Origin of the sequence: Kribbella sp. NBC_00662, from assembly GCF_041430295.1 — a bacterium.
Lineage (GTDB): Bacteria > Actinomycetota > Actinomycetes > Propionibacteriales > Kribbellaceae > Kribbella.
This window is the reverse complement of sequence record NZ_CP109029.1, coordinates 7,948,115-7,964,877: the sequence shown is the minus strand read 5'-3', so window position 1 is coordinate 7,964,877 and position 16,763 is coordinate 7,948,115. Positions and strand designations below refer to the sequence as shown.

Genomic DNA, 16,763 nt, shown 5'->3' with positions numbered 1-16,763 from the left:
TAGTCTGACGGCCCTTTGCCAGTACAAGCAAATAGGCACGCACTCACGTGCTTCGGCAGGCCCGGCACTCAGCGCCGGCGGTCGCGTTCCTGCTCTCGTTGCGTGTACTGCGCTGCCCCGCGCCGCCCTCCACCGCGAAGCCTGCGGGGCCTTCGCTTCACCGCCTCGGTCGCGGGCGGTTGCCCTTTGTCGTAGGGGAACAGCCGGTCGTCAGGGGTGATGACGGCATCCGGCGTCAGCACGTCGTCCGGCTCCGCGGGATCGCCGGCCGCCGGAATCTCCTTCGCCATGTCTCAGCGCTCCCTGCCGCGTTTCTTCCCATGTCGCTGGGTCACCGGTTGGTCGCGTCGACCGGACCCGGAGGCGCCACTGGTGCCAGGAGCCGGGCTGCCGTTGTTCAGCAGGTCCATGGCCTTCTGCTGGTCCGGCGGCTGCCGGTCGGGCTCACCTTTGCCGTTGAGGTTCGCCTGCCTCTGGATGCTGGCCCAGGTGCCGGTCTTGATCTCGTCGTGCTTCGGCACCGACACCGTTCGCTTGCCGCGTTGCCAGATGACGTGGTCGCCGTGGCCGCGCTTCTTGCCCGGAACGGGCCGGTAGCCGGCCGCCCGGAGCTCGGCTTCGGCGTCCAGGCGCTTCTTCGCCATCAGTCGTCCTCGAGCGTCACGACCAATTGCTCAGGGATCCCGACGACGTCGGCGAGCGCGACGAGGGCGGCCTTCAGATCCTCGATGGCGGCCTCACGGGTCTCGCCCTCACCGTTGGCGAACGCGTCCGGTGTCAGCGCCGCCGAGGCTGTCCAGCCGCCGTCCTCCGTGTCCTCGGTAACGACGAAGGACACTGTGATGTCTCGCTGCAACTTCGCCTCCTGGCTACTGAGTGTTGTCGCGATCGTAGGACCGGGGGTGGGTCAGTCGGGGAGGTTGATCACCAGTTGGTCGGGGATGCCGGAGTCGGCTGCTGCTTGGGTGATCGAGGTGCGCAGGTCTTCGAGGGCGGCCTCGCGGGTTTCGCCTTCGCCCTGGAGGAAGAGGTCGGGGGTCAGGGCTGCTTCCGCGAGCCAGGTGCCGTCCTCGTCCTGTTCGACGACGTAGGGGACGTGGAGCTGGGGCACTGCGTCTCCTCGTGGGTCAGTCGCGGGGGTCGGCGGACTTGCGCGGGCGGCGGGTGTACTTCGTGAATCCGGCCCGCTCGGCATCGGCCTCGGTGCGGAACCAGACCTCGGGTTTGGTCCGGCCGTAGTACGGCGAATCCGGCGTGTGGAACAGCTTCGACTGTGCGTTCCCCTTGATCGTGAACCCGTCCGGCGGCCCCTGGTGCGGCACCGCCTCGGCCGAACCTTCGCCGTACCGCCCGGGCTGCACGACGGCCGTCTGCGGCTCAGATGCAGTCATCTCGGCGTCGAAGAGGGTCGGCTCAGAGTCCATCACCCGAGAGAAGACCGGCTCGGCCCTCTCCGGGACCGGGGCGGCGGGCGCGGCCGGGGTGACACGCGCGGCCGGTGCGGCCGGAGTGACGCGTGCGGCCGGTGCGGCTGGCGCTGGCGGGGTGGCTGGTGCGGCCGTGGTGGGTCGTGTTGCGGGGGCTCCTTGGGTTGCTGTGGCGCCTACCAGCACCGGCTCTTGCTCGACCGCGGGCTCTTCGAGCGGGGGAGCGGTGGCGAGTTTGCGGCGTTCGAGCAACACCCACGTGATCGCCGCTCCGAGGAAGAACGCGAGCAGGGACCACAGCCAGTTGTGGCGTAACAGCCAGCTCATCCGCGCGCCTCCCTCACCAGGCGATGTACGAGCCACGCGGCCGCGCTGCCCAGGACGAAGGCGACCAGTAGCAGGATCCAGGTCTCGGCGATCAGCCAACTCATTCAGTTCCCCTGCACTACTCGGAGCTCGGCCCGGCGGTTCGCGATCCGCCCGGCGCCGGTGGCGTTGGAAGCGATCGGGAAGGCCTGCCCGTACCCGTGCGCGAGGATGCGGTCCCCGTTGACCCCGAGCCGCACCAGCTCCGCCTTCACCGCGGCGGCGCGACGCTCGGACAACGGCAGGCTGGTCGCCGGCGAACCCAGGTCGTCGGTATGACCCGCCACCTCGACACGCACCGTCGTACACGACTTCAGTACTGCGGCCGCTCGCACCACCGACGGCTTCGACGCGTTGTTGACGATCGACGTACCGGACAGGAAGTTGATCTTGTACTGCCGGCTGAACTCGGCCAGCCGGGTCGGGAACGTACGGCACGGCTCGCTCACCGCGGACTTCGGCGGTGTCGGCAGCTTCAGCTCGTCGGCCACGACCGCGCCAGGCACCGCCTTCGCCGCGGCCCGCCCCACCGTCGCCTTGGTCGCCTGGTCCGGCACCTCACCGGACAGCGTGACCTTGTCCCCGTCGTACCGCACCGAGGCGTCGCCCGTCCCGATCGCGAGCGCCCGCAGCAGCGGGGAGATCGTCGCCGCATCGGCAAGCCCGTCGGCCTCGATCGTGGTGCGGTCGTCGTACTCACGGTCCGGGCCGAGCAACTGCTCGACCTCGGCAGAGATCGCGTCCTTGACCGCCTGGCTCTTCACCGGCGCCTGCACCCGGATCGACCGGTCCGTGCGCCCGACCTCGAACTCCGGTACGCCGGACTCCTCCGCCGGTGCACTCGTAGGCGTCGGCGTAGGGGGCGACCCACCCTCGACCCGTACGGCGCGAACCCCTTCGATGCCGGCAGCGATCTCCTGCACCTGCGCCGGATCCACGTCACCCGGTACGACGATCTTCGCGTCCCGGCCGTCGAAATCGACCGATGAGGTCTCGATCCCGCGGGCCTTCAGCGCGGCGACGGTACGGTCCCGCAGATCGTCCTCGGTGGTGCCGGCCTTGGCGGGAATCAGCACAGCCGTCAGCAGTACGGGTACTGCGAGGGCCGCGAGCAACCAGATGACGAGCGGCCGCCGAACCAGACCGGGCACTGTTCCTCCGTGGATGCGGTCAGAGTGGCCGTGCGCGAGGAGACTACTCCGCATCGCCCCGCCTCCGCACACTCCAGGAGGGAGCGTCGCCGTTTTTCCTTCTGCGGAAGCCGTCTGGGGAGCTGTCCGGGGAGCTGTCTGGGGAGCTGTCCTGTCTCGGACAGGACGCATATGTGCCAGCGCGGTGCGCGAGGAATCCCTTGACTTAGTTCGTGCCGTGAACCGTACTTATGGCGGGCCGGTTCGACTGGGAGGGGCTTGCTGTGGTGTCGATGGAGTCGATGGAGAGGTCGTCCGATTCGTCATTGATCATCGGCGTGGCCGCGTCCACGGCCGAACGAGTACACCTGGCTCGTCTGCTCGGTGAGGCCGACGCACTGCTCCTGGTGTCGAGCGCGGACCAGGCCCGCGCGTTCCTGGAGCTGACCGGGGCCTCGATCGCGCCGAGCTCGGCGGTGCTGGCTCCGACCGTGATGCCGGCCGCCAAGCCGATCCGGGCGGTGCCTGAGCCGGTGGCCGAACTGCGGCTGGACGTCGACCGCCGCGTGGTCCGCTGGAAGGACCGCGAGATGCCGCTGACCCGGCTGGAGCACGACTTCCTGCACTGCCTGGTGACCGAGCCCGGCCGGGTCTGGACGTACCAGCGTCTGCACCACGCCGTCTGGGGCAACGAGCACCTCGGCCACGGCTCGCACATCCACTCGGTCGTCAAACGCCTGCGCCAGAAGCTCGCGAACCTCGGTGCCACCGTCACGATCCACGCCGTCCGCGGCGTCGGCTTCCATCTCCTTCCCACTGCTTGACCCCCTTTCCGGGAACTGTTCGCCGCCTGCTGACGAATTGTTTCCGGAAAGGGCTCGGCCCCCGGACCATGCGGTCCGGGGGCCGAGCTTCTTACTGCCTGACTACTTGATCGACTTCAGTGCGAAGTTCTCGGTGACCGGCGTGCCGGCGACCAACTTCGTCGTACGGGTTTGTGGCTTGTAGCCGTCCTTGGCGGCGATCAGGGTGAGCGGGTTGTTGCGACGGTCGAGCCAGTAGGCGTACTTACCGTCCTTGTCGGTGATGAAGGTGTACGACTGCGCCCACGAGTCCACCTCGACGATCGCACCCGGGAGGGCGGCGGTGGCGCCGGACGAGCTGACGCCCGTGACGGTGCCCTGCAGCTTGCTCCAGGTGTTCGGCGGGGTGACGTTCATCGTCACGCCGACCGCTGCGACGTTGTACGGCGTGTTCTCGCCGATCGTCACGGCGCCGGTGTAGGCACCGGGCTGGTCGACGTTCGCGGTGAGCGTGACCTTGACGGTCGTCGACTGTCCCGGGGCCAGCGTGGCCTCGGTCTTGTCGAGCGACATCCAGCTCACGTCCGCCGACGACTCGGCGCAGTCCTCGAGACCCGGCAGGGCCTCACTGTCGACGGTGGCGTTGAAGCTGCCGGACGAGCCACCGATCTTGTAGAAGCCACACGCCGCACCACCGCGGTACCGCGGCAGGTTGGCGTTCGGCAGCGCGGTCCAGCTGTCCGACGCCGGGTCGTACGAGAACCCTGCGTTGGTCACCGCACCGGCCTGGACACCGCCGACGACGAGGAGCTTGCCGCCGGCGACGGCGTACGACGCCGCCCAGTGGTCGGACGGAGCGTCTGCGATCGCGGTCCAGGAATCTGCACTCGGGTCGTAGACGTAGGCCGACTTCAGCGAGTTCGTGCCGTCGTTACCGCCGGCGCAGTACAGCTTGCCGTCGATGGCGCCGCAGGATGCGAACGCGACCGACTGCGGGTAGTTCGCCAGCGTCTCCCAGGTGTTGGCACCCGCGTCGTAGCGGACCACCGTGTTGCTCATCGGCAGACAGCCGGACGTGGTGCACCCGCCGACGGCGTACAGCTTGCCGTCGAGCACAGCCTGACCGGCGGCCGCACGCGGAGCCGGGTTGGCAGCGACCGCGGACCAGGCGTTGGCGGCCGGGTCGTACGACCAGGTCTCCGGCGCCGGGCCGGCGTCCGCCCAGCCGGAGCTGGCGATGATCTTGCCGCCCACGACGCCGACGGTGATGGCGTTGCGAGCACCCGGCAGCGGGGCGATCGCGGTCCAGGCGAGCGTGGCCGGGTCGTACACGTAGCTGTTGGCCGTCGACGCGCTGCCGTTGCCGCCGCCGATCGAGTAGATCTTGCCGTCGAGGTTGACCACCCGGTTGTCCATCACGGTCGCGGGGTAGTCGGCGATGTCGGCCCACGGAGCCGCCTGCGGCTTCGCGGCGACCGGCGCGGCGCCGGTCTTGCCCGACAGCATCCGGGCGAACGAGGTGTTCACGGCGAGCCGCTGCAGCGGTGCGCCGACCCCGCTCTCCACCTCGGCCTTGGTGGTCTTGGTGCCGTTCGCGTTCTCCAGGACGAAGCCGCTGTCCTTCTCACCGAACTTCACGTCGACATCCGCGCCGCCGGTGTTGGTGACCTTGAACGACTTGGTGACCGTGCCGGTCGGCAGCTTCAGGTTGCCGGTGATGCTGGTCGGCGTGACCGACAGCTGGCCGGCCTTCAGCGTGTAGTCGGCCGTCGTGGTCCAGTCGGCCTCGACCGGGACGGTCGCGGTCGAGCTGACGTAGTTACCGGCCTTGGCGGTGAAGTTCTGGTTGCCGTCGGCCGACGAGTACAGCCAGTAGAAGCCGTCGTTCAGACCGGTGTCCTCCGGCGTCGCAACGGTGGTCGCGCTCTCCGACGTGCCGTCACGGGTGACGACCGCGCCGTTCACGAAACCGCTGGTGTTGGCGTCCTTGACGTTGCCGACGACGATGCCGCCGCCGGTCGGCTCACAGGTGACCTGGCTGCCGATCAGGACGTTGTCGACCTCCCACCACCATGCGTACGACGCGTCCCAGTAGTGGAACCGCACCTGCACGGCGGACTTGCCGGCCGCCTCGGGAATCGCGATCTCCTTGACTCCACGGACGTCCGCGATCTGGGTCAGCGCGGTGGTCCAGGTCGCGCCGCCGTCGACCGACAGGTCCACGTCGGCTTTCTCGCCCTGGTACCAGTTCAGGTCCTGGTTGAACCGGATCACCGGAGCAGTGACCGAGCTCAGGTCCACGACCGGGCTGACCAGCGACGTGTCCTGCAGGCCGCCGCTACCGTACTTGTCGCTGTCGACGACCGCGAACTTGCCGCTGCCGCCGGTCAGGTTGCCCCGGTTGCCCGGGTCGTCGAACTTCCACACCTGTCCGTTGCCCTTGTTGTCGACGACGGTCCAGCCGCTCGGCGCGGCCCCGGAGTCGAAGGTCTCGTAGACGCCGTCCGAGCCCCACTTGTAACCGGGCGCAGTGGTGCACGAGTTGGCGTCGGCCGGAACCGAGATGTTCTTGGTCAGGTTGCCGCTGCCGACCGTGATCGGCTGGCTGACGGTCTGGTAGCCCGGGTACTTCGACTCGACCTTGAGCGAGTACGCCGCACCGGACGGGACCTTCAGGCTGTAGCGGCCGTTGCTCGGGGTGGTGTAGTCGAACACGCCACCCGGGCCCTCCACCGACACCTTCGCGTACAGCGGCCAGCCGTGGCCGGAGCCGTCCGTGACGGTGCCACCGACACTCACCTGCGGAGTGCTCTCCAGGGCGAAGTTCTTGGTGGTGGTCTGACCGGTCGTGATGGTGGCCGTGGTGGTCTGGGTCTTGTACCCGAACGACGCGACCGTGAGCGTGTAGTCGCCGGCCGGAAGCACCGACGAGAACGTGCCGTTGCTGCTGGTGGTCAGCGACTTGTCGGCCTGACCGTCCTGGTGCACCGTCACGCTGGCGCCGGCGAGCGGAGCGCCGCCGGTGGCGGCGGTGACCGTGCCGGTGAGCGTGCCGGTGTCGCCGATCGGGGCCGCGTTCAGCAGTGCGAGCGCGTCCAGACGACCCTGACCAAAGACGTTGTTGTTCGCGTCGGTCCCGCCGCACTGGCTGTTCGGCGTGTCGATCGCGGTCTGGTTCAGCAGCGCCCGCGTGGCCGCGACGTCACCCTTCAGGGACGGCGACGCCGACCACAACAGGGCCACGGTGGCCGTCAGGTGCGGTGTGGCCATCGACGTACCGTTGAACGCGCCGTAGGCGTTACCCGGCAGGCTGGACCGGACGTTGACACCGGGGGCCGAGATGTTCGGCTTGATGGTGCCGTCCTGGCCGACCCCGCGACCGGAGAACGACGCGATGTTGTTGTTGATGTCGTAGGCGCCGGCCGAGTAGTTGCTGGTCAGGCTGCCCGGCGAACCGGAGGTGTTGCAGCCGCCCTCACCACTGTTGCCGTTGGCGAACGCACCGAAGATCCCGGACGCGGTCCAGGCCAGGGTGATGTCCTCCATGAACGGGTCGTTCGACGGCAGGGTCGAGCCCCACGAGTTGTTGATGACGTTCGGCCGCTTGCTCGCGTCCGGGTTCTGCCCCTGCAGATCGGTCGGCTCGAGCATCCACTGGCCGGACGAGATCAGCGCGGCGTCGCTCGGGCAGCAGCCGTTCGCGGCGATCCACTTCACGCCCGGGGCGACACCGATCTGGTTGCCCGCGCCGTCGTCGCCGACCATGGTGCCCATCGTGTGGGTGCCGTGGCCGTTGCCGTCGGACGGTGCGTTCGGCGAGGTGCCGGCCGCGTCGAACCAGTTGTAGTTGTGGTTGAAGGTGCCGTCACCGTTGTTGCCCCGGTACTGCTTGACCAGGGCCGGGTGGTCGTACTGCACACCGGTGTCGATGCTGGCGACGACGATGCCCTCGCCCTTGTCGCCGTACTGCGACCAGACCTGGTTCGCCTTGATGTTGGCGACGCCCCACTCGACGGCCTGGACCGCCTTCTCCTGCTGGCCCGGCGTGACCTTCGGTACCTCGATCTGGACCGGTGCGTACAGGCCCTCGACCTCGTTGTGGGTGGCCAGGTCCTGGGCCAGGGCAAGCGATCCGCTCTCGATCCGGATCGCGTTGGTGCCCCAGAACGCCTGGTACTTCACGTGCTGCGCGTCCAGTTCGGCGCGGATCGACGCCTGGCTGTCCGCGGCGGCCTTCTTCAGCGCGGCGGCCACGGCCGTACCGCGCTCGTTCCAGTTGGTGATCTTGCTGGCGGCGGTCAGATCGGCCTTCGCGGCGAAACGGACCCAGTAGTCCGTCTCGGCCTTGGCCTCCTTGCCCTCCAGCTGTGCCTTCAGCTCCGGCTTGATCTTGGCGGCGGGCGATGGCGTGGCTTCCGGTTTGGTCGGCGGTGACGCCTGGGCCTGGCCGGCGGCGGCCATCCCGGTCGCGACGACGGCCAGCGCCGCCAGGGTGCTCACCACGGATCTGGTGAGTCCCTTTCGTGGATATGACATCTCTGCAGCCCCTCACTTGAACGACCCCGAGCTCGACTCCCCCGAGTCAACTGCTGCAGGAGGGCGTGAAGACGCTCTGTGCCCCCCAGGTCGCGGCATGTGACACCGCAAGCCTGACGAGGAATCTATGTGTCAGAACAACGTGGTAACAAGCACACTTGGTGAGCAAGACGTGACTAACTGTCGCGCGGATCGAGGCAACCTGGGCAAAGGCTGGCAATTCGTTGACGATCTGAGGCAAGGATTGACATCGTGACCAGATGGTCACCGCCCGTATAGACCTGACCACTACCGGACCTGATGACGAGCCGTTCCCGCTGCTGATCGCGGTCGCGGCCTCTACCGAGCAGCGCGTCCGTCTGGCCGAGCTCGTCGACGACGTCGCGCCGTTGCTGCTGGTCTCCAGCCTCGACGAACTGCGCAGGCTGCTGGTTCCTGCCCACCAGCCCCCGCCCACCGCGCCCGAACAGCCCGAACCGCCGGAGCCCGATGCGGTCGATGCCGCCGCGGTCCGGAGTACGGGTGAGGAGCCGGACGCCGACGTACTCACCATCGACCGGGCCCGCTCGGTCGCGCGCTGGCGTGACCGCGAGATCCAGCTGACCGAGCTCGAGCACGACCTGCTCACCCGGCTGATGTCGGCCCCGCTGCGGGTCTGGTCGTACGACGCGTTGCACCAGACCGTCTGGCGCGACCTCAACGACCGCGGCACGGCCGACGTCCACTCGGTGGTGAAGCGCCTGCGCCGCAAACTCGACGAACTCGGTACGACGGTCACCATCGACGCCGTCCGCGGGATCGGCTTCCGTCTCACCGATCACCAACGCCCGATGATCACCGATCTGCGCGCGGGGTAGTTTCTTCGGATGTGACCTCTTTCTCTGCGCTGAGTCATCTCGAATGCCCTCGTTGTGGAGCGACCCACGACGCCGACCAGATCATCGGGCTGTGTCCCTGCGGATCGCCGCTGCTCGCGCGGTACGACCTGCCGTCCGTGACGGTGGCGCCGGCCGCGTTGGCTGATCGGGCACCGAACCTGTGGCGGTACCACGAGCTGCTGCCAGTGCGCTCGCCCGAGAACGTGGTGACGCTGGGGGAGGGGATGACGCCGCTGCTCCCGTTGCCGCGGTACGGCGCTGAGCTCGGGGTGGATCGCCTGCTGATGAAGGACGAGGGGCTGATCCCGACCGGTACGTTCAAGGCGCGCGGCGCCGCGGTCGGGGTGTCGCGCGCGTACGAGGTCGGCGTACGGAAGATCGCGATGCCGACGAACGGGAACGCCGGCTCCGCGTGGGCCGCGTACGCCGCGCGCGCCGGGATGGAGGCGCTGATCGCGATGCCGATCGCGGCGCCCGAGATCTGCCGGCGCGAGGTGACCGTGGTGGGTGGTCGGCTGCAGTTGATCGACGGGTTGATCGGGGACGCGGCGGCGTATGTGCGGGAACAGCCCGGGTACTTCGACGCGTCGACGCTGAAGGAGCCGTACCGCATCGAGGGCAAGAAGACGATGGGGCTGGAGATCGCGGAGCAGCTGAACTGGCAACTGCCGGACGTGATCGTCTACCCGACCGGTGGCGGTGTCGGCATCATCGGCATCTGGAAAGGACTTCTCGAGCTGCGCGAACTCGGCTGGATCTCCGGTCCGTTGCCGCGGTTGGTCGCTGTGCAGTCGACCGGCTGTGCGCCGATCGTGCGCGCATGGGAGAAGGGCCTGCCGGAAAGCGAGCCCTGGCCGGACGCTCGAACGGTTGCCTTCGGCATCACCGTCCCCAAGGCGCTGGGCGATTTCCTCGTCCTACAAGCGATCGCCGAGACCGACGGCTGCGCAGTCGCCGTCGACGACGAAGACATCCTCGCCGAACAACACCAACTCGCCCACCTGGAAGGCTCCTTCATCTGCCCCGAAGGCGCCGCCAACTTCGCCGCCATCCGCACCCTACGAGAGTCCGGCTGGATCCGAGCCGACGACCAGGTAGTCGCCCTCAACACCGGCGCCGGCCTGAAATACCCCGAAACCGTCCCGCTCTAGGAAGCCGGCCCACGCGTACTACGCAGCCGCACTGAGCCATGGAGGGGAGCGGGGGGCTAGGGCCGCCCGACCATCGCCACGACTTCGCCGGCCGCTGTCGGGGGGACACTGGTGTTTTCCGCGCGGACTTTCAGATACGCCTTGATGGCCCGCTCGTTGCGCCGGAGTATGTCGATGCGGCGCTTGATGGCAGCGAGGTGTCGACGCAGCCCGTCCAGCTCCGTCACGTCGATGTCCGGGCAGGTCGGAGCCTCCCCATCCTCGTTCTGCGCATCGAGACAGGGCAGGACCTCGCGGATCATGTCCGTCGTCAAGCCCGCTTCCAGCAGTTCGCGGATCTGCAGGACGCGGTCGACGGCGGGCTCGCCGTAGCTGCGGTATCCGTTGGGTGCCCGCCACGGGGTCAGGATGCCGACCTCTTCGTAGTAACGCAGCAGCCGCGGCGCCACTCCGGTCTTCGCCGCCAGCTCGCCGATCTTCATCGTGTTCTCCCTCGCCAGGTGTCGCGATGCCGTCGCTCCGAGGCTGCCTGTCCGCCAGAGCTCCACCTTTACATCAGTGTAAAGGTTCAGAGCGGGCTTGACCTTCACACTAATGTCAATCTTTAGCTTCGGTGCGTAGCTGAAATGCAGCTCAGCAGCGCATAAGGAGTTATCAGCATGTCTACGTTGTCCAAGACTCTGACAGGACGCACAGTGCTCGTGACCGGAGGGTCACGGGGTATCGGTGCGGAGATCGCGCGTGAATGCGCCCGCGAAGGCGCGCATGTCGTGATCACCTACCAGAAGTCGCGCGAGCGGGCCGAGGCCGTTGTCGCCGAACTGACCGACCTCGGCGCGAAGGCGCTCGCCGTACAGGCGGATCAGGCCGTTCCGCACGAGGCGTCGACCGCGGTGGAGAAGGCCGCCGAATTCTTCGGGGGTCAGATCGATGTACTGGTGAACTCGGCCGGCATCGCCGTCGTGGGCACCGTCGACCAGATGGACCTCGAACTCCAGGAAGGGATTCAGCGGATGATGGCCACCAATGTGATGGGAACCATCGTCACCACACGCTCCGCGTCGCGCTTTCTGACCGACGGCGGGCGCGTCATCCTGGTGGGAAGCACTGTCGCCCACCACGTCCCCGTCCCCGGTGTCGCCGAATACGCGGCGAGCAAGGCGGCGATCGATCAGCTCGGCCGGGGGTGGGCGCGCGACTTCGGCTCCCGGGGCATCACCGTCAATGTCGTACAGCCCGGGGCCACCGACACGGACATGAATCCCGCGGACGGACCGAACGCGGCCCCCCAGGCAGCCATGACCGCACTCGGACGCATGGGCACCCCCGGCGACGTCGCCAAGGCGGTCGTGTTCCTCGCCGGTGAGAAGGCCGCCTACATCACCGGCGCGCTGCTGACCGTGGACGGGGGAGCCAGCATCTGACCCCGGCGGCGGACGGGCCCTGGCACGGCGACGGAGACGTCGTGCCAGGGACGCGTCGTGTTCGCGAGTCTTGTGTTGGGTCATGAAGACCAAGCCCGCGACCACGCCGATCGCGCGGGCGGTACCAGTGCCACAACATGCCTGCCGCAAACTCCGCCACGATCATCCCGTTGGTCCAGAGCCGCTCCGCGCGGGCTTCTCTCACACCCGCGTGCTCACACCGGGCGCGTCGCACCCGCTGCGTCACACAGTTAGGCCTGTCCGCGGCGTACGGCGAGGATGTGGGCGGGCTCGCCGTTCGGGTCGAGTTTGATGTAGTTCTGTTGGCCCCAGCGCCAGGTCGCGCCGCTGATTTCGTCGTACACCGTGAAGGTGTCCTCGGGCCGCATGCCGAGCGCGGCCATGTCGAGGTGGACCATCGACTCGCGGACCGAATGTGGGTCGGTGTTGACCACGACGATCACCGTGTCGGTGTGCCCGTCCGGCGCCGTGGAGCGCTTCGAGTAGCACATGATCGCTTCGTCGTCGACCGTGTGCAGGGAGAGGTTGCGCAGTTGCTGCAGTGACGGGTGGCGGCGGCGGATGTTGTTCAACAGAGTGAGGTACGGCGCCAGCGAGCGTCCCTCCGCCTCAGCTGCTGCCCAATCCCGCGGCCGCAGCTGGAACTTCTCGGTGTCCAGGTACTCCTCGGAGCCCGGCCGCAGCGCGACATGCTCGAACAGTTCGTACCCGGCGTACACACCCCAGGCCGGCGACGACGTCGACGCGATCGCCGCGCGGATCTTGAACGCGCCCGGTCCGCCGTACTGCAGGTACGCCGTCAAGATGTCCGGCGTGTTCACGAAGAAGTTCGGACGCAGGTAGTGCCCCGTCTCCTTGGTGAGCTCGGTGAGGTACTCCTCGAGCTCCCACTTCTCGTTGCGCCAGGTGAAGTAGGTGTACGACTGGTGGAAGCCGACCTTCGCCAGCTCGCGCATCATCGGCCGCCGTGTGAACGCCTCGGACAGGAACACCACGTCCGGGTCGGTCTTGCGGATCTCGCCGAGCAGGTACTCCCAGAAGTTGACCGGCTTGGTGTGCGGGTTGTCGACCCGGAACACCGTGACGCCCTTGGAGATCCACAGCTTGACGATCCGCAGTACTTCGGCGTAGATGCCTTCGGGGTCGTCGTCGAAGTTGATCGGGTAGATGTCCTGGTACTTCTTCGGCGGGTTCTCGGCGTACGCGATCGAGCCGTCGGCGCGTTTCGCGAACCACTTCGGGTGGTCCTTCACCCACGGGTGGTCGGGCGACGCCTGCAGGGCAAGGTCGATCGCGACCTCGAGTCCGACCTCGCGGGCGCGGCCGACGAAGTACTCGAAGTCCTCGAACGTGCCGAGCTCCGGGTGGATCGCGTCGTGGCCGCCGTCCTCGGAGCCGATCGCCCACGGCGAACCCGGGTCACCCGGCTTCGGGTCGAGGGTGTTGTTCGGGCCCTTGCGGAACGAGTGGCCGATCGGGTGGATCGGCGGCAGGTAGAGGATGTCGAAGCCCATCTTCGCGACGGCCTCGAGCCGCTGCGCCGCGGTACGGAAGGTGCCGGACTTCCAGTGACCGGATTCCTCGTCGTACGTCGCACCCTCGGACCGCGGGAAGAACTCGTACCAGCTGCCGTACAGCGCACGCGTCCGGTCGACCCACACCGGGTAGGTCTCCGACGACGTGATCAGCTCGCGCACCGGGTAGCGACCGAGAGCGGCCCGGACCTGCGGCGAGATGCCTGCCGCCAGCCGCGCTTCCGGCGGCAACGCGCCGTTCGCCAACGCGTGCGCCGCATCGCTCAACGTCCCGCGGTCGGCACGCACCGCGGGCGGTACGCCGGCCGCCGCGCGATCGAAGAACGCTGCGCCCTCGGCGAACATCAGGTCGACGTCGAGGCCGGCCGGGACCTTGATCTCGGCGTTGTGCCGCCACGTCCCGTACGGGTCGCTCCAGCCCTCGACCGCGAAAGTCCACGCGCCCTGCTCCTGCAGCGTCACGTCGACGGTCCAGCGGTCGGAGCCCTGGCCCACAGGGCTCATCAGCATGCGTCTGGTCTGTCCCGACGGCGACGTCAGTACGACGTTCGCGTTCACCGCGTCGTGGCCTTCGCGGAAAACCGTGGCCGCGATGGTGAACGTCTCGCCGACCGCCGCCTTGGCCGGATACGCTCCGGCGTCGACGGTCGGGCTGACCTCGGTGATCGGGATGCGCCCAGTCATGGCGTAGGTGAACTCGCTTTCCGAATGTCGATCCGGCGGGTGGGTAACTACGTCGGGAACTACAGGACTGACGTTATCGGTTCCCAGTAGTCGTCTGTGCCACACGGGCCTGCAAAATCTTGCTCGCGTTGCAAGATCGATGCATCCCGAAGGTGTTTTGCGCACCCCGGCCCGGTACGGTGTCCCGGTGCGAGCGATACGACGATTTTCCGTCCGCCCTGTCCTGCCTGCGCCGCTGACCGGTCTGGGCACCCTGGTGAACAACCTCCGCTGGGCCTGGCACCCGGAGACGCAGGACGTCTTCGAGGCCGTCGACCCGCAGTTGTGGCGGTCCACCGGCGGTGACCCGGTCAAGCTGCTCGGTGAGGTACCGGCGGCCCGGCTCGACGAGCTGGCCAACGACCACGCTTTCCTGCGTCGGCTGGAACTGGCAGTAGCCGACCTGGACAGCTATGTGACCGAGGACCGGTGGTTCCAGAGCGCGGGATCCCCGCTGAACGCGGTGGCCTACTTCTCCCCGGAGTTCGGCATCACCCACGTCCTCCCGCAGTACTCCGGCGGTCTCGGCATCCTCGCCGGTGATCACCTGAAGGCGGCGAGTGACCTCGGCGTACCGCTGATCGGCGTCGGCCTGCTGTACCGGCACGGGTACTTCGCGCAGTCGCTGAACCGTGAGGGCTGGCAGCAGGAGCGGTACCCGCTGGTCGACCCGGACGGCCTGCCGATCAGCCTCCTGCGCGATGGTGACGCGCCGGCAACTGTGACGCTGACTCTCCCCGGCAACCGCGAGTTGCACGCGCAGATCTGGGTCGCCCAGGTCGGCCGTGTCCCGTTGCTGATGCTCGACTCCGACATCGAGGAGAACGAGCCCTCCGAGCGCGAGGTGACCGACCGGCTGTACGGCGGTTCGACCGAGCACCGTCTGCTCCAGGAACTGCTGCTCGGCGTCGGCGGTGTCCGCGCGGTCCGTACGTACTGCCGGATCACCGGTCACGCGGCGCCCGAGGTGTTCCACACCAACGAGGGCCACGCCGGCTTCCTCGGTGTCGAGCGGATCCGTGAGCTCGCGGCCGAGAAGGACCTCGACTTCGACACCGCGCTCGAGGTCAACCGCGGCGGCACCGTGTTCACCACCCACACGCCGGTCCCGGCCGGTATCGACCGGTTCCCGGTCGAGCTGATCCAGCAGCACTTCTCGGCCGACGTGTTCGGTCCCGAGGTGCCGATCGACCGGATCCTCGAGCTCGGCGCCGAGGACTTCGAGGGCGGCGACCCGGCGCTGTTCAACATGGCGATCATGGGTCTGCGGCTGGCGCAGCGGGCCAACGGTGTGTCGAAGCTGCACGGCGTCGTCAGCCGCGGGATGTTCTCCGGGCTGTGGCCGAGCTTCGACTCGACCGACGTGCCGATCACGTCGATCACCAACGGCGTCCATGCCCCGACCTGGGTCGCGCGTGAGATCCACGACCTCACCTACGCGAACTACACCGCCGACCAGGACATCTTCGACGGCCTCGACAAGACCACCGACGCGCAGATCTGGGAGACGAAGCGGCTGCTCCGGCAGCGGTTCATCGACGACACCCGGTCGCGGGTCCGGCAGTCCTGGATCAACCGCGGTGCGAGCGAGGCCGAGCTCGGCTGGGTCGACTCGATCCTCGACCCCGACGTCCTGACGATGGGCTTCGCGCGCCGCGTTCCGTCGTACAAGCGGCTGACGCTGATGCTGCGTGACCCGGCCCGGCTGAAGTCGCTGCTGCTGCACCCGCAGCGGCCGGTGCAGATCGTGATCGCCGGCAAGGCGCACCCGCACGACGAGGGCGGCAAGAAGCTGATCCAGGAGATGGTCCGCTTCGCCGACGACCCGGAGGTGCGGCACCGGATCGTGTTCGTGCCGGACTACGACATCGCGCTGGCGCAGCCGATGTACCCGGGCTGCGACGTCTGGCTGAACAACCCGCTGCGTCCGTACGAGGCCTGCGGTACGTCGGGGATGAAGGCGGCGCTGAACGGCGCGCTGAACCTCTCGATCCGCGACGGCTGGTGGGACGAGTGGTACGACGACGAGTTCGGCTGGGCGATCCCGTCCGCCGAAGGCATCGAGGACACCGAGCGCCGCGACGACCTCGAGGCGCACGCGCTGTACGACATCATCGAGAAGCAGGTCGCGCCGCGCTTCTACGACGGTGAGGTCCCCGGCCGCTGGATCGAGATGCTCCGGCACACCATCAAGGAGCTCGGCCCGAAGGTGCTCGCGACCCGGATGGTGCGGGACTACGTCGAGCAGTTGTACGTGCCGGCCGCGCAGTCGTCGCGTTCGCTGAACTCGACGTACGACGGTGCGCGCGAGCTCGCCGCGTGGAAGCAGAAGGTGGTCGCGGCCTGGCCGCAGATCCGCGTCGACCACGTGGAGCTGCAGGGTCTCGGCGATGTGCCGCAGCTCGGCACGACGGTCGGGATCCGGGCGTTCGCCGCACTTGGTGATCTGGCGCCTGCTGACATCTGCGTCGAGGTGATGCACGGTCGCGTCGACGCCAACGACGAGATCACGGACCCGGTCCGGGCATCGCTGTCGCTGGCCGAGACGTACGAGGGCAACCGCCACCGCTACGAGGGCGAACTGAAACTGGACCGCACCGGTCCGTTCGGCTACACGGTCCGCGTCGTCCCGAACCACGCCGGCCTCGCCTCAGTCGCCGAACTCGGCCTCGCCGCCGGCCCGTCCGACCCCGACGACCCCTCCACCCCGGACCTCCCGGCCGGCTCCGAGTTCTGACCCCACAACAACACAACAGACACGGCCCCGCC

Annotated in this window: 14 protein-coding genes; 5 read left to right on the top strand and 9 right to left on the bottom strand. The window is 68.2% G+C overall.

What is annotated here, in order from left to right; all coding sequences use genetic code 11:
- Positions 1-68: 68 nt before the first annotated feature.
- The 6 genes from OHA10_RS39105 to OHA10_RS39080 form a co-directional block, all read right to left on the bottom strand.
- The gene (locus OHA10_RS39105; protein WP_371403822.1) at positions 69-290 is read right to left on the bottom strand and encodes a hypothetical protein; all 222 of its coding nucleotides are present in this window, start codon (positions 288-290) and stop codon (positions 69-71) included.
- 3 nt (positions 291-293) lie between these two features.
- A complete protein-coding gene (locus tag OHA10_RS39100) occupies positions 294-644 on the bottom strand; it encodes a type II toxin-antitoxin system HicA family toxin (protein WP_371403821.1) in 351 nt (116 codons plus the stop codon).
- Entirely contained in the window at positions 644-838 is a 195-nt protein-coding gene (locus OHA10_RS39095; RefSeq protein WP_371403820.1) for a hypothetical protein, read from the bottom strand. The genes OHA10_RS39100 and OHA10_RS39095 overlap by 1 nt, the downstream gene beginning before the upstream one ends.
- Before the next feature lie 69 nt (positions 839-907).
- A complete protein-coding gene (locus OHA10_RS39090; protein WP_371403819.1) occupies positions 908-1,111 on the bottom strand; it encodes a hypothetical protein in 204 nt (67 codons plus the stop codon).
- A 16-nt stretch (positions 1,112-1,127) separates the two neighbouring features.
- Positions 1,128-1,754, bottom strand: a complete 627-nt coding sequence (locus tag OHA10_RS39085) for a hypothetical protein (protein WP_371403818.1) — start codon at positions 1,752-1,754, stop codon at positions 1,128-1,130.
- A 104-nt stretch (positions 1,755-1,858) separates the two neighbouring features.
- Complete coding sequence (locus OHA10_RS39080) at positions 1,859-2,944, bottom strand: OmpA family protein (RefSeq protein ID WP_371403817.1); 1,086 nt, start codon at positions 2,942-2,944, stop codon at positions 1,859-1,861.
- 272 nt (positions 2,945-3,216) lie between these two features.
- Here OHA10_RS39080 and OHA10_RS39075 point away from each other — a divergent pair, with 272 nt between their 5' ends.
- Positions 3,217-3,747 (top strand): winged helix-turn-helix domain-containing protein, encoded by a 531-nt coding sequence (locus OHA10_RS39075; protein ID WP_371403816.1) that lies wholly within the window; start codon positions 3,217-3,219, stop codon positions 3,745-3,747.
- 102 nt (positions 3,748-3,849) lie between these two features.
- Here OHA10_RS39075 and OHA10_RS39070 read toward each other — a convergent pair whose 3' ends face one another.
- Positions 3,850-8,226 (bottom strand): S8 family serine peptidase, encoded by a 4,377-nt coding sequence (locus tag OHA10_RS39070; RefSeq protein WP_371403815.1) that lies wholly within the window; start codon positions 8,224-8,226, stop codon positions 3,850-3,852.
- 296 nt (positions 8,227-8,522) lie between these two features.
- On the opposite strand from OHA10_RS39070, the gene OHA10_RS39065 reads away from it, so the two are divergent.
- Positions 8,523-9,119, top strand: a complete 597-nt coding sequence (locus tag OHA10_RS39065) for a winged helix-turn-helix domain-containing protein (RefSeq protein WP_371403814.1) — start codon at positions 8,523-8,525, stop codon at positions 9,117-9,119.
- Between the two features lie 11 nt (positions 9,120-9,130).
- Positions 9,131-10,291: a threonine synthase gene (locus tag OHA10_RS39060; RefSeq protein WP_371403813.1), complete on the top strand. Its 1,161-nt coding sequence runs from the start codon at positions 9,131-9,133 to the stop codon at positions 10,289-10,291.
- Between the two features lie 56 nt (positions 10,292-10,347).
- On the opposite strand, the gene OHA10_RS39055 is transcribed toward OHA10_RS39060, so the two are convergent.
- Positions 10,348-10,773 (bottom strand): MerR family transcriptional regulator, encoded by a 426-nt coding sequence (locus OHA10_RS39055; protein ID WP_371403812.1) that lies wholly within the window; start codon positions 10,771-10,773, stop codon positions 10,348-10,350.
- A gap of 177 nt (positions 10,774-10,950) precedes the next feature.
- On the opposite strand from OHA10_RS39055, the gene OHA10_RS39050 reads away from it, so the two are divergent.
- On the top strand, positions 10,951-11,715 hold the full coding sequence (locus OHA10_RS39050) for an SDR family NAD(P)-dependent oxidoreductase (protein ID WP_371403811.1): 765 nt from the start codon (positions 10,951-10,953) through the stop codon (positions 11,713-11,715).
- Between the two features lie 251 nt (positions 11,716-11,966).
- On the opposite strand, the gene OHA10_RS39045 is transcribed toward OHA10_RS39050, so the two are convergent.
- Positions 11,967-13,955 carry an alpha-1,4-glucan--maltose-1-phosphate maltosyltransferase gene (locus OHA10_RS39045; RefSeq protein ID WP_371403810.1) on the bottom strand — a complete coding sequence of 663 codons (1,989 nt, stop codon included), beginning with the start codon at positions 13,953-13,955 and terminating at the stop codon, positions 11,967-11,969.
- A gap of 187 nt (positions 13,956-14,142) precedes the next feature.
- Here OHA10_RS39045 and glgP point away from each other — a divergent pair, with 187 nt between their 5' ends.
- Positions 14,143-16,731 carry an alpha-glucan family phosphorylase gene (gene glgP / locus OHA10_RS39040; RefSeq protein ID WP_371403809.1) on the top strand — a complete coding sequence of 863 codons (2,589 nt, stop codon included), beginning with the start codon at positions 14,143-14,145 and terminating at the stop codon, positions 16,729-16,731.
- Positions 16,732-16,763: the final 32 nt, after the last annotated feature.